This window comes from Sulfitobacter sabulilitoris, assembly GCF_005887615.1.
Lineage (GTDB): Bacteria > Pseudomonadota > Alphaproteobacteria > Rhodobacterales > Rhodobacteraceae > Sulfitobacter_E > Sulfitobacter_E sabulilitoris.
In genome coordinates this window covers 94,859-107,296 of sequence record NZ_VANS01000002.1, presented here as the reverse complement: position 1 = coordinate 107,296, position 12,438 = coordinate 94,859, and the positions used below count along the sequence as shown (strand labels likewise).

Genomic DNA, 12,438 nt, shown 5'->3' with positions numbered 1-12,438 from the left:
ATGACCATGCAGGATTGGCTTTGGATGACGGCGGCGGACCTGGGGCGCGGGATCGCCACGGGCGCGATCGACCCGGTGGCGCTGACCCAGACCTACCTCGACGCGATCGACGCCCATCCGCTGCGCGACCGGATCTATGCGCGCGTCACCCATGACCGGGCGTTGGCCGAGGCCCGCGCCGCCGCCGCGCGCGCGCGGGCGGGTCAACGTCTGTCTCCGCTCGACGGGGTGCCGATCAGTTGGAAGGACCTGTTCGACAGCGCGGGCGTGCGCACCGAAGCCGGGTCGAAACTGCTCGAGGGCCGGGTGCCCGACAGCGACGCGGCAGTTCTGGTCAATGCCACCGCGATGGGACTGGTGTGCCTGGGCAAGACCCATATGAGCGAACTTGCCTTCTCGGGGCTGGGCTACAATCCATCGACCGCGACGCCGCCCTGCGTGAACAACGAAAATGCGGTGCCGGGCGGGTCATCGTCGGGGGCCGCGGCCTCGGTCGCGTTCGGGCTTGCGGCCTGTGCAATCGGGTCTGACACGGGCGGATCGGTGCGGATCCCTTCGGCATGGAACGATCTTGTGGGGCTCAAGACCACGGCAGGACGCATCAGCCTCGAGGGCGTGGTGCCGCTTGCGCTCAAGTTCGACACGGTGGGCCCACTGGCCCGTAGCGTCGAGGACGCGACCCTCATGCTGGCCGCGCTCGAAGGCACCACGCCCGCCGATCTGGCCGGCGCCAGCCTCGCGGGGCGGCGCTTCGCAGTGCTGGAGACGGTCGCGCTTGACGATCTGCGCGATGGCCCGCGTGAGGCGTTCACGGCTGCGGTCGACCGACTGAAAGAAGCCGGCGCACGGATCGACCGAATCGATATTCCGCAGATTGCCGAGGCGATGGAGCTGACCACATGCTTATATACATCAGAGGCTTACGGCCTGTGGCGCGATGTCATCGAAGCGAACCCCGAGGCGATGTACGGCGAGATCCTGAAACGGTTTCGCCTGGGGCAAAACCATTCCGCGCCCGACTATGTCGCGGCCTGGGCCACGCTCGAGGGCGCGCGCATGGCCTATGATCGGGCGGTGGCGGGCTATGACGCCATCCTGTTGCCCTCGGCGGCCAATCTGCCACCGGATCAGGCGCGCCTGCTCGAGGACGACGCCTATTATGTCACCGAGAACCTGCTGACGCTGCGCAATACGCGGATTGCGAACCTGATGGGCATTTGCGCCCTGACACTGCCCACCGGCACGGCCAGTTGCGGGCTGATGATGATGGGCGCGCCCAATGGCGAGGCCGCCCTGTTGCGGCTGGGCGCCGCGGCCGCGGCGGCGTTGGCCTGATCCCAGGGACGCGCTGACGCGCGACACGATTGGATTTTCCGGCTTTCCACGGGGGGAATCACCCGCGCCTGCAACCGCCGTTTTTGGGCCGTGCCCAAGCATGTCTCAAATGCCACATGCGCCACCCAAGCGGTGAGCTTTTTCTGGACGCGGGCCAACGCCTTGGGTAGTTTGATGAAAACGGGACGCCAACGATCCCGATCCTGAGGCAGTTTTGATGACGTTTCCCGAGCGGTTCGCGAACCTTCCGGCTTATGCGTTCCCGCGCCTGCGCGCCCTATTGGATGTGCACGAGGCTGGCGGCGCACCGGTGCACATGACGATTGGAGAGCCCAAGCATGCCTTTCCGGCGTGGGTGACCGATATCATCGTGCAGAATGCCGCCGGGTTTAACAGCTATCCCCCGAACGAGGGCACGCCCGAGTTGCGGCAGGCGTTTTGCGACTGGGCCGCGCGGCGCTATGGCGTGACGCTCGACGCGGATACCGATGTCATGCCGCTCAATGGCACGCGCGAGGGGCTCTATAACGCCGCGATGGCGCTGTGTCCCGAAACCAAGGGCGGCAAGCGGCCTGCGATCCTCTTTCCCAATCCGTTCTACCAGGTGTACATGATCGCCGCGATTTCCGTGGGCGCAGACCCCGTGCCCGTGGCCGCCACCGCCGAAACCGGCCATCTGCCCGACTTTGCCGCCCTGCCCGAGGACGTGCTGGCGCGTACCACGGCGGCCTATGTCTGTTCGCCCGCCAACCCGCAGGGTGCCGTGGCCAGCCGCGCGTACTGGACCGCGCTGATCGGGCTGGCGGAACGGTACGATTTCAAGATTTTCGCGGATGAATGCTATTCCGAGATCTACCGCGACGCAGCCCCCGTGGGGGCGATGCAAGTCGCGCGGGACATCGGCGCCGATCCGGACCGCGTGGTGATCTTTCATTCGCTCAGCAAGCGATCCAACCTGCCGGGACTTCGATCGGGTTTCATGGCGTCGGGCGCGGGCAATATCCGAGAGGCCAGGCAGTTGCGCAACTATGCCGGCGCGCCGCTGCCGCTGCCGTTGCAGGCCGCCGCCGCCGCCGTCTGGGCGGACGAAGATCACGTGATCGAAAACCGGCGCCTTTATGGCGAAAAATACGACGTCGCGGATCGTATTTTGGGCAATATTCCCGGCTACACTTCGCCGGAGGCGGGGTTCTTCCTGTGGCTGCCGGTCGAGGATGGCGAGGCCGCGGCGCTGCGGTTATGGCGCGAAACCGGCGTGCGGGTGCTGCCCGGTGCGTATCTGGCAAAAGACACGACCGGGCCCAACCCCGGCGCAAAATACATCAGGGTCGCAATGGTGGCCCCAAAGGCGGAGATGGCGCGCGGCATCGAATTGATCCGCGACTGCCTCTATCCGCAATAATCCGAGGGACGAAAACATGGCCTACCAGACACGCGGACGAGACCCGCTTTTGGACAGCAACATGGCGCAGGCCATTGAAAGGCGCGGCAAGGAATTGCTGGGCCTGGGGCTGATCGTGCTGGGGCTGATGGCCGTGGCGATGATCGGCTCCTACACGCCGGACGATCCCAACTGGATGGTGTCCACGGATGCGCCGGTGCAAAACTGGCTGGGCCGGATGGGCGCGTCGATTGCCGCGCCGCTGTTCATGATCGTGGGTTGGGGGGCCTGGGGCATCGGCGTTGTTCTGTTGGCCTGGGGCGCGCGGTTCGCGCTGCATCAGGGCGAAGACCGCGCGGTGGGCCGATTGATTTTTGCCCCCATCGCAATCGCGCTTTGCGCGATCTACGCCGCGACCCTGACGCCGGGCGCCGATTGGTTGCAGTCCCACAGCTTCGGCTTGGGCGGGCTTTTCGGCGATACCGTTATGGGCGCCATGCTGACGCTGCTGCCTATCGGATCGGCCTTTACGGTCAAGCTGATGTCTCTGGCCATGGCGCTGGGAATCGTTGCGCTGGGCGCTTTTGTCCTGGGCTTTACCAAGCCGGAACTGAAATACATCGCCCGTTTCCTTCTGGTCGGGCTGATCATGGCCTATGCCGGGCTGATGACCCTGCTGGGGCGCGGCGCGACAGGGGCCGTGCAGGCCGCGCAGACCCTGCAGGCCCGGCAGGCCGAACGCCGCGCGCGCAATCGTGCCGCCGCAGCGGAGGCCGCAGCCTATGCCGCCACCTATGAAGACCTGAGCGCCCTGACAGAACCCTATGCCGACACGACTCCCCCGGAGCCGAAAACCGGGCTTCTGTCGCGCATGCCCGCCCTGATCAAACGGCCCGATGTGATGCCCGAACAGGAACTGGTCGAATACGACAGCGTCGCCGTGGTCGATGAAGACGCGCCCGCGGGCGAAGATCGCATCCGCGCCAAGATCGCCGATGTGATCAAGTCGCGTGTCCGGTCCAGCACAGCCGTCCATGTGCCCGCGACCGCGCCCCTGACCAAGGGGCGGGGCAGGGGGCCGGATCCGCTGGTCGTGAATACGGCGCGTCGCGTCGAGCCGCCCCTGACCGCCGCGCAGGCCGAGATCCCGGCCGAGCCGCCGGTCACACGGCAGGAGCCGCTGTTGCGCGCGCCGACCGCCGCCGGCGCACCCGAGGGCGAGACGGCACAGCCCGCGTCGACGGCGCAACCGCGTCTGACCGCGGCGCCCATTCCCACTGTGGAACCCCGCAAGATCGTGCAGCAGCCGCAAGCCAAAACCGTGCAGCCGTCGCGCCGTGCGCAGGCCGAAGCGCAGCCGACGCTGACATTCGAGGACACGCATCCCGGCTTTGAATTGCCGCCGCTGAACTTGCTGGAAAACCCCGAGACCGTGGCGCGCCTGCACCTGTCGGACGAGGCGTTGGAAGAAAACGCCCGTATGCTGGAGAACGTGCTGGATGACTATGGCGTAAAGGGCGAAATCGTTGCCGTGCGCCCCGGCCCCGTCGTTACGATGTACGAACTTGAACCCGCGCCCGGCCTCAAGGCAAGCCGCGTGATCGGGCTTGCCGATGACATCGCGCGGTCGATGGCGGCGTTGTCGGCGCGTGTCTCTACCGTGCCGGGCCGCAGCGTGATCGGCATCGAACTGCCGAACGAAAACCGCGAAAAAGTGGTCCTGCGCGAAATTCTGTCGGCGCGTGACTTTGGTGACAGCAACATGCGCCTGCCGCTGGCGCTGGGCAAGGACATCGGCGGCGACCCGATGGTGGCCAACCTTGCCAAGATGCCTCACCTCTTGATCGCGGGCACCACGGGGTCGGGCAAGTCCGTGGCGATCAACACGATGATCCTGAGCCTGCTTTACAAGCTGACGCCCGAAGAGTGCCGGATGATCATGATCGACCCCAAGATGCTGGAGCTCAGCGTCTATGACGGCATTCCGCACCTGCTGTCGCCGGTTGTGACGGACCCGAAAAAGGCCGTCGTCGCGCTGAAATGGACCGTGGGCGAGATGGAAGAACGCTATCGCAAGATGTCCAAGATGGGCGTGCGCAACATCGAAGGCTACAACGGCCGCGTCCGCGAGGCATTGGCCAAGGGCGAGATGTTCAGCCGCACGGTGCAGACGGGATTCGATGACGACACCGGCGAGCCGGTGTTCGAGACCGAGGAGATCAAGCCCGTCGCCCTGCCGTATATCGTGGTGATCGTGGACGAGATGGCCGACCTGATGATGGTCGCCGGCAAGGAGATCGAGGCCTGCATCCAGCGTCTTGCGCAGATGGCGCGTGCCAGCGGCATCCACCTGATCATGGCGACGCAACGCCCCTCCGTCGATGTCATTACCGGCACGATCAAGGCGAACTTTCCCACGCGCATCAGCTTTCAGGTGACGTCGAAAATCGACAGCCGCACGATTCTGGGCGAAATGGGTGCCGAGCAGCTTTTGGGTATGGGTGACATGCTCTACATGGCGGGGGGCGCCAAGATTACCCGCTGCCACGGCCCCTTTGTCAGCGACGAGGAGGTCGAGGAGATCGTCAACCACCTCAAGGCTTACGGCGAACCCGACTATGTCGGGGGCGTGGTCGACGGGCCGGCAGAGGACAAGGAAAACGACATCGACGCGGTTCTGGGCCTTGGCGGCAACACCGACGGCGAGGATGCGCTGTATGACACAGCCGTCGCCGTGGTCGTCAAAGATCGCAAATGCTCGACCAGTTATATCCAGCGCAAGCTGGCCATCGGCTATAACAAGGCGGCACGGCTGGTCGAACAGATGGAGGAGCAGGGGCTTGTCTCGCCTGCCAACCACGTCGGAAAGCGCGAGATCCTGGTGCCCGAGCAGGGGTAGGCCCGCGCCAGTCGGGCGCTGACCGGCGTCAACCTGCTGATGATATGCGATGTTTCACGCTTGATATCGCATATCACCGGGTCTGTGCCTATCTACCGGATCAACAGTTATCCAAGTTGAAGGACCGCACAATGACCCGCCTCGCCACTCTCGCCCTCGGCCTGGGCCTCGCGCTTGCCACGGCACTTCCGGCCGCCGCGCAAAAGCTGCCGCTGTCGCAAATCTCGCAATATCTGAACGCGATGAAAACGGCCAAGGGGGAATTCACCCAGATCAACGACGATGGGTCGATCAGCACCGGCACCCTTTACATCAAGCGTCCTGGCCGCGTGCGGTTCGAATACAACCCGCCCGAACAGACGCTTGTCGTCGCGGGCAGCCAGACGGTCGTGATCTATGACAAGAAGTCGAACCAACCGCCCGAGACATACCCCCTGAAGCGCACGCCGCTGTCGATCATCCTTGACGACAACGTCAACCTTGGGCGCGCGCGCATGGTGACCGGGCACAGCTATGACGGCACGGCCACAATCGTGACGGCGCAGGACCCCGAAAACCCACAGTACGGAAATATCCAGATGTCGTTCACCGGCAACCCGGTGGAACTGCGCCAATGGATCATCAACGACGGCAATGGCGGCTCGACCACGGTGGTGCTGGGCGATCTTCAGACCGGTCTGTCGCTGCCCAATACGCTGTTTGATGTGGGGCGCGCCGCCCCCAGCCCTAGCCGGTGAGCGTGTTTGGCCCCGGCGCAGCGCGTGCGCCGGGGCAAGATCACCAGAAGCCGCGTCTGCCGCAGGTGGCAAGTTGCGCCTGGTACATGTCGGACCGTGCATCGACCTTGCCTGCCACGGCCACGAGCCACGACTTTGAATTATAGCTGCCGCGCGAATAACCGGTGTGCCCTTCGTGATAGGCCAGATACTGATTTCGGGCGTCGTGCAGGGCCACGTTGTTACGCTCGCGCGTCTTGTTCATGTACCAGCCCATGAAATCGGTCGCATCCTTGATGCGATCGCGTTTGGCGCGGTAGCTTCCCGTGGACCGGCGGTATTCTTCCCATGTCGCATCCAGGGCCTGGCCGTAGCCATAGGCGCTGGACTGCCTGCCCATCGGAATCACGCCCAGAACGTATTTGAAGGGCGTCCTGGCATCGCCGACAAACCGGCTTTCCTGATGGATGGTTGCCATCTGGACGTGCACCGGCACGCCCCATTTACGTTCTGCGGCGCGGAACGCGCGAAGATATTCCGGGCGCTCTCTGACAATCTCGCAGGCGTCGTCCAACTGGCGCGGTGCCTCGCGGGGGCCGCCGCCACAGGACGCCACCAGCAATACGATTGTCATAGCGCGAAGAGTTCTGCTCATCTGCCTCTCGCTTTTTTGTAGTCTTTTTTGGCAGTTTAACCGAAAACCGCGTCGCCGCAAATCACGATTTTCACAAAAGGGCGGCCAGAAGGATCGGCAGCGTCGCGACCGACATCAGCGTCGAGACCACCACGAGCCCCGCGACCTCCTGTGCGTCAGCGCCGTATTTTTCGGCCAGCAGATAGGATGTCACGGCCACGGGGGTCGCCACTTGCAGCACCAGAACGCCAAAGGCAACCCGGCCCAGGTCGAAGGCCTCCGCGACACCCCAGGCAATGGCGACGCAGATCGCCAGCTTGACCGCCGACAGCCAGACAGCCCGCCCGACACCAACCGGGCTTAGCCGCGCCACGGCGACGCCCAGCGTGATCAGCATCATCGGGATCGCCATCTGCCCCACCAGGGTCAGCGTGTTGGTCACGAATGTCGGCGTCTGCCAGCCCTGCCACAAGAACACGGCCCCCAGAACCGTCGCCCCGACCAGCGGTTCGCGCAGCACCTTGCCCAGGCTGCCCGCCCCCGCAACCAGCCAGATCCCAAAGGTGAAGGACCAGATCGCCATGGTCGCGAACACCACGATCGCATAGCTCAACCCCAGCTCGCCAAAGGCAAATAACGCAAGCGGCAGCCCCAGGTTGCCGGTATTGCCAAAAATCATCGGCGCAAGATACGTCCGTCGCGACAGGCGCATGGCCGCGACCAGCACCCAGGCCACCAGCGTCACGCCGCCGTAGGCCGCCACACTGGCCAGCGACAGGGCCGTAAGCGCCGCCGGTTCGATCTGGGCCTGCATCAGCGACACGAAGATCAGGCAGGGCACCGACAAGGTCATCGCAAGCTGCGTGACGAACTGGATCCGGTACTCGAACCCCAGCTTGACCCAGGCAAATCCGATGGCGGCCAGCAGGAACACCGGCGCCACGATTTCCAGCACTGTCAGCGCGAGGTTCACAGTCTGTTTCCCTTCCAATCGGCTCAATAATTGGACAAATGCCCCTTGAACCCCATACTTACCAAAGGTAGGGGCTGCAATGTGATGCTGAGAACACGCGCGAAATATCATTTGGGCCAGGTCGTCCGGCACAAGAAGCACCCGTTTCGCGGGGTGATTTTCGACGTCGATCCGGAATTCGCGAATACCGAAGAATGGTACGAGGCGATTCCCGAAGACAGCCGTCCGGTGAAGGATCAGCCGTATTATCACCTGCTCGCCGAAAACGACCAAAGCTATTATGTCGCTTACGTGTCTGAGCAGAATCTGGTGGCGGATTATTCGGGTGAACCCGTGGAACACCCTGATATTCCGGATCTTTTCGGTCCGTTCCAGGACGGAGCCTATCCGCTGCACTTTCAGCTTAACTGAACGCGTTCGCGCGCCGCTCGGACCTGCGGCGCGCTTGATACCTTTTCAAATTCGTTCTCTTGACGGCTTTGCCCCGGCGGGGCGGGGCTCACCTTTCGGTGCGCCCCAGCAGGGTCAGTAGCCCAGTGCGCAGCCGTCCTTGCGGGGGTCACTGGCGCCTTCCAGTATGCCGTCTTCGCGAATGCGAATCGCCTGCGCGCCGCCAATCGCGGTGTCAGGCACGCTGACATCGTGGCCCATATCCGCCAATTCCTGCCGCACGGCATCCGAATATCCGCGCTCGACCTTCATGTTGCCCGCATCGGAAAATGCGCGCGGTGCATCGATCGCGGTCTGAACGTCCATCCCGAAATCCACGATATTCGTGGCGAACCGTGCGTGACCGTTGGGTTGGTATGCGCCCCCCATCACGCCGAACGGCACGGTGACCTTGCCATTTTCGCGGATCATGCCGGGGATGATCGTGTGCATGGGGCGCTTTCCGCCCTGCAACTCGTTCGGATGCCCTTGTTCAAGCGTAAAGCCAGAGCCGCGGTTTTGCAGCAGGATCCCGAATTTGTCGGATGCGATCCCCGATCCGAAGCCGTTGAAGATCGAATAGATCAAGGAAACCGACATGCCGTCGCGGTCTACCACAGTGATGTAGATTGTGTCCTTGTGCACGTTTTCCGACACTGCCGCAGGGCTCGCCATCGCCTTTTTGGGGTTGATCAGCGCGGCCAGCGCGCAGGCGGTATCCATGCTCAGCATGTGGTCCAGGCGGCTGGTGTGATCGGCATCCGCCAGGAACCGGTTGCGCGCATCATAGGCAAGTTTGGCAGCCTCGGCTTCGATATGGACGCGTGCGGTGCCTGCGGGGTCCATGCTCGCGATGTCGAACTGCGCAAGAATGTTCAGCATCAAGAGCGCGGTCGCGCCATGTCCGTTCGGCGGATGCTCGACCACCTCGATCGACTTGTAGGCGGCGGCGATCGGATCGGTAGGCGTGCAGGCGGTGCCGGCGAAATCCTCTGCGGTATGCTTGCCGCCCAGGGCGTTGAGGGATGCGATCATGTCCTCGGCGATCTCGCCGGTATAGAATGCATCGCGCCCGTCCTTGGCGATCCGCCGCAACACCTCTGCCTGACCGGGCGCGCGGAACACCTCGCCGACCTGCGGGGCCTTGCCGTTCATGAGATAAAGCTCGCGGGCGCGTCCTTGCAGGACCTCGGCATCGCGAACCCAGTCGAAGGCGACGCGCGGTGCGACGGGAATGCCGGTTTCGGCATAGTGGATCGCCGGCGCCAGAAGCGTGTCGAGACCCAGTTTGCCAACGGTGTCCGACAGATGACAGAAGGCATCGATCGCCCCCGGCACGGTGACCGCGTGGGGGCTGGTGATCTGCACCTTGGTCTCTCCCGCGTCGCGCAATTGCGCGGCATTCAGGGCGGCGGGCGCACGACCCGAACCGTTCAGCGCCAGGACCTCGTCGCTGCCGCCGGGGGAGTACAGAACGAAAAGATCGCCGCCGATTCCCGTCATTTGCGGTTCGCAGATCCCGAGCAAAACCGCGCCCGCGATGGCCGCATCCATCGCATTCCCGCCCCGCTCAAGAATATTGATCGCGGTCTTGGCAGCCAGCGGATGAGATGTGGCGCACAGGCCATTGGCCGCCAATACGGGCGAACGGCCCGGAAGATGGAAATCACGCATGAATTTGTCCCTGTATCGATGTGTCTGGCGCGAACCTAGACGCAACACGCCCGCCTGTCCAAGGCCACTATATCGATCAGATGCAAATCAAGGGGAGAAGCAGCAGGTCCTCGACACCGCGCACTGGGTGGGGGCTGTTAAGCGCGGTGCCGAGGGAAGCTATATGCAGCTACAAGGTGGTGTATGACATCCGATAGCGGCGCAAATATGAAGCGATCTGGGCAGTTGTCGGGCAAATTGCGGTCAATTTATGGCCGTAATTCGTGGACGGATCCGCCGCGCGTTGCGTTCATCGCAACGGCAAGCCGCAGGTCCAGCCGGTTTTCGATGCCGACGCGGCGATACTGCACGTCCTTGGCCAGATCGCGAATCAAGAACCAGCCAAAGCCGCCTTCCGGCAGATCGCCGGAGATCATCTCCGTTCTGGCAGGGCCGCCATCGGCCAGCGGACCATCCGGCATGCTCAGGCCACGGTCCCGTATCCGAAGGTGCAGACCATCCTTTTTATGGCTGCACCTGATGCAGATCGGTCCCGCCGCCTCGGGCGCGCGGTAGGCATGCTCGACGATGTTGTTGAGCGCCTCTGCCAGAACCAGTTCGACGGTGCCGGCCTCCTCGATGTCCAATTCCAGTGGTCCCAGTCGTTCCAGCAGATGCCGCAAAGCCTCTCTCACGGCCAGTGAACCGCTTTTGAGGGTGATGTCGAACGGCGGAAGATGCGTTATCGTCATTATTTCGCTCCTGTCTTTCGCGGTCTTTGGCCGCATCGGTGGGACGTCATGTGCGCAGCGTCGCAAGCGCACCCTCAAGCGTGACAAACACGCGAAACACCGTATCCATGCGTGTCAGCCGGAATACTTTCTCGACGGTCGGCGTCAGACCGGCAAGAACCAGTTGGCGTTGCGAACTCATGGTCTTCATGACGGATACGATCGCCCCCAGCCCGCTGGAATCGATGAACTGCACTTGGCTCAAGTCCAGCACGACGACATTCGGGCCGTCCTCTGTCCGTGCCCGCATCGCATCCTTGAACTCGATCGCGACGGCCGCGTCTATTCGCGGCTCCCGCACCGACACAATGCGCAACGGCTCTTCTGTTTTTGTCGATAGTTCCATAATAAGATCCCTGCAAATGACCCTTGCGCGCTTGTCTAAGCCGCAAATCCTAATTTTCAGTGATCCACCCCCAGCAAGGAGCAGCACAAAATGCAGACAGTTGTCATCACCGGGGCCGCACGGACTCCGATGGGCGGGTTCCAAGGCGCTTTCCAGGGGCTGTCGGCCTCTGATCTCGGCGGCGCGGCGATCAGGGCGGCATTGGACGCGGCGGGCCCCGCCGTCGTCGAGGAGGTTCTGATGGGCTGCGTTCTTCCGGCGGGGCAGGGGCAGGCCCCGGCGCGCCAGGCGGGGTTCAAGGCGGGGCTGGGCGAAGCCGTGCCCGCAACGACGCTCAACAAGATGTGCGGATCGGGGATGAAGGCGGCGATGATCGCGTTCGACCAGATCGCGCTCGGTCAGACCGGCGTCATCGTCGCGGGTGGGATGGAAAGCATGACGAACGCCCCGTATGTCCTGCCCAAGATGCGCGGCGGCGCGCGGCTGGGCCATGCGCAGGTGGTCGACCACATGTTTCTTGACGGTCTTGAGGACGCCTATGACAAGGGTCGCCTGATGGGCACCTTTGCCGAAGATTGCGCGGAGACCTACCAGTTCACGCGCGCGGTTCAGGACGACTATGCGCTGGCGTCACTGTCGCGTGCGCTCGATGCGCAATCCTCCGGCGCGTTCGAACATGAAATCGCCTCGGTCGAGGTGACGTCGCGCAAGGGCGCGGTGACGGTGGCGGCCGATGAACAACCCGCTTCGGCCCGGCCTGAGAAAATTCCGCAGCTCAAGCCCGCCTTCCGCGAGGGCGGCACGGTCACGGCGGCGAATTCGTCGTCGATCTCGGACGGTGCGGCGGCGCTGGTTCTGGCCTCGCAGGAGGCGGCAGAGGCGCAAGGGCTCACGATTCGCGCGCGTATCGTCGGCCATGCCAGCCACGCCCAGGCGCCGGGATTGTTTACAACCGCGCCCGTGCCTGCCGCGCAAAAGCTGCTGGACCGCATCGGGTGGGACAAGAACAGCGTCGATCTGTGGGAGGTCAACGAAGCCTTTGCCGTCGTGCCGCTGGCCTTCATGCGCGAAATGGGGCTCGATCATTCGATCGTGAACGTCAACGGCGGCGCGTGCGCGTTGGGCCATCCCATCGGGGCATCCGGCGCGCGGATCATGGTGACATTGCTCAACGCGATGGAAAAGCGCGGCGCGAAACGCGGAATTGCGGCCATCTGCATCGGCGGGGGCGAAGGCACCGCAATCGCGATCGAACGCGATTGAGCCCGGTCTTGGGGCGCG

11 protein-coding genes are annotated in these 12,438 nt (G+C 63.7%); 6 read left to right on the top strand and 5 right to left on the bottom strand.

The window, feature by feature from the left end:
* Positions 1–6 precede the first annotated feature (6 nt).
* From FDT80_RS08865 to FDT80_RS08850, 4 genes are all read left to right on the top strand, one after another.
* Positions 7–1,335 (top strand): amidase, encoded by a 1,329-nt coding sequence (locus tag FDT80_RS08865; protein WP_138661928.1) that lies wholly within the window; start codon positions 7–9, stop codon positions 1,333–1,335.
* 217 nt (positions 1,336–1,552) lie between these two features.
* Positions 1,553–2,737 carry an aminotransferase class I/II-fold pyridoxal phosphate-dependent enzyme gene (locus tag FDT80_RS08860; protein WP_138661927.1) on the top strand — a complete coding sequence of 395 codons (1,185 nt, stop codon included), beginning with the start codon at positions 1,553–1,555 and terminating at the stop codon, positions 2,735–2,737.
* Between the two features lie 16 nt (positions 2,738–2,753).
* Entirely contained in the window at positions 2,754–5,615 is a 2,862-nt protein-coding gene (locus tag FDT80_RS08855) for a DNA translocase FtsK (protein ID WP_138661926.1), read from the top strand.
* Positions 5,616–5,746: 131 nt separating this feature from the next.
* The gene (locus FDT80_RS08850; protein ID WP_138661925.1) at positions 5,747–6,352 is read left to right on the top strand and encodes a LolA family protein; all 606 of its coding nucleotides are present in this window, start codon (positions 5,747–5,749) and stop codon (positions 6,350–6,352) included.
* Positions 6,353–6,392: 40 nt separating this feature from the next.
* Here FDT80_RS08850 and FDT80_RS08845 read toward each other — a convergent pair whose 3' ends face one another.
* Positions 6,393–6,986, bottom strand: coding sequence for a transglycosylase SLT domain-containing protein (locus FDT80_RS08845; protein WP_138661924.1), 594 nt, complete (start codon positions 6,984–6,986; stop codon positions 6,393–6,395).
* 70 nt (positions 6,987–7,056) lie between these two features.
* On the bottom strand, positions 7,057–7,938 hold the full coding sequence (locus FDT80_RS08840; RefSeq protein WP_138661923.1) for an AEC family transporter: 882 nt from the start codon (positions 7,936–7,938) through the stop codon (positions 7,057–7,059).
* Between the two features lie 84 nt (positions 7,939–8,022).
* Here FDT80_RS08840 and hspQ point away from each other — a divergent pair, with 84 nt between their 5' ends.
* Entirely contained in the window at positions 8,023–8,349 is a 327-nt protein-coding gene (hspQ, locus tag FDT80_RS08835) for a heat shock protein HspQ (RefSeq protein WP_138662555.1), read from the top strand.
* 114 nt (positions 8,350–8,463) lie between these two features.
* Here the strand turns inward: hspQ and FDT80_RS08830 are convergent, their stop codons facing one another.
* The 3 genes from FDT80_RS08830 to FDT80_RS08820 all read right to left on the bottom strand — a co-directional run bounded on the left by FDT80_RS08830 (position 8,464) and on the right by FDT80_RS08820 (position 11,157).
* A complete protein-coding gene (locus tag FDT80_RS08830) occupies positions 8,464–10,041 on the bottom strand; it encodes a gamma-glutamyltransferase family protein (RefSeq protein WP_138661922.1) in 1,578 nt (525 codons plus the stop codon).
* Between the two features lie 248 nt (positions 10,042–10,289).
* Positions 10,290–10,772: an ATP-binding protein gene (locus FDT80_RS08825; RefSeq protein ID WP_138661921.1), complete on the bottom strand. Its 483-nt coding sequence runs from the start codon at positions 10,770–10,772 to the stop codon at positions 10,290–10,292.
* 46 nt (positions 10,773–10,818) lie between these two features.
* Positions 10,819–11,157: an STAS domain-containing protein gene (locus FDT80_RS08820; RefSeq protein ID WP_138661920.1), complete on the bottom strand. Its 339-nt coding sequence runs from the start codon at positions 11,155–11,157 to the stop codon at positions 10,819–10,821.
* A gap of 90 nt (positions 11,158–11,247) precedes the next feature.
* Here FDT80_RS08820 and FDT80_RS08815 point away from each other — a divergent pair, with 90 nt between their 5' ends.
* The gene (locus FDT80_RS08815) at positions 11,248–12,420 is read left to right on the top strand and encodes a thiolase family protein (protein ID WP_138661919.1); all 1,173 of its coding nucleotides are present in this window, start codon (positions 11,248–11,250) and stop codon (positions 12,418–12,420) included.
* The last annotated feature ends 18 nt before the right edge of the window (positions 12,421–12,438 follow it).

Coding starts and splice junctions, on each gene's coding strand:
- FDT80_RS08860 (WP_138661927.1), top strand. CDS start 1,553: ATGACGTTTCCCGAGCGGTTCGCGAACCTTCCGGCTTATGCGTTCCCG.
- FDT80_RS08850 (WP_138661925.1), top strand. CDS start 5,747: ATGACCCGCCTCGCCACTCTCGCCCTCGGCCTGGGCCTCGCGCTTGCC.
- hspQ (WP_138662555.1), top strand. CDS start 8,023: ATGCTGAGAACACGCGCGAAATATCATTTGGGCCAGGTCGTCCGGCAC.
- FDT80_RS08845 (WP_138661924.1), bottom strand. CDS start 6,986: ATGAGCAGAACTCTTCGCGCTATGACAATCGTATTGCTGGTGGCGTCC.
- FDT80_RS08830 (WP_138661922.1), bottom strand. CDS start 10,041: ATGCGTGATTTCCATCTTCCGGGCCGTTCGCCCGTATTGGCGGCCAAT.
- FDT80_RS08855 (WP_138661926.1), top strand. CDS start 2,754: ATGGCCTACCAGACACGCGGACGAGACCCGCTTTTGGACAGCAACATG.
- FDT80_RS08825 (WP_138661921.1), bottom strand. CDS start 10,772: ATGACGATAACGCATCTTCCGCCGTTCGACATCACCCTCAAAAGCGGT.
- FDT80_RS08820 (WP_138661920.1), bottom strand. CDS start 11,157: ATGGAACTATCGACAAAAACAGAAGAGCCGTTGCGCATTGTGTCGGTG.
- FDT80_RS08865 (WP_138661928.1), top strand. CDS start 7: ATGCAGGATTGGCTTTGGATGACGGCGGCGGACCTGGGGCGCGGGATC.
- FDT80_RS08815 (WP_138661919.1), top strand. CDS start 11,248: ATGCAGACAGTTGTCATCACCGGGGCCGCACGGACTCCGATGGGCGGG.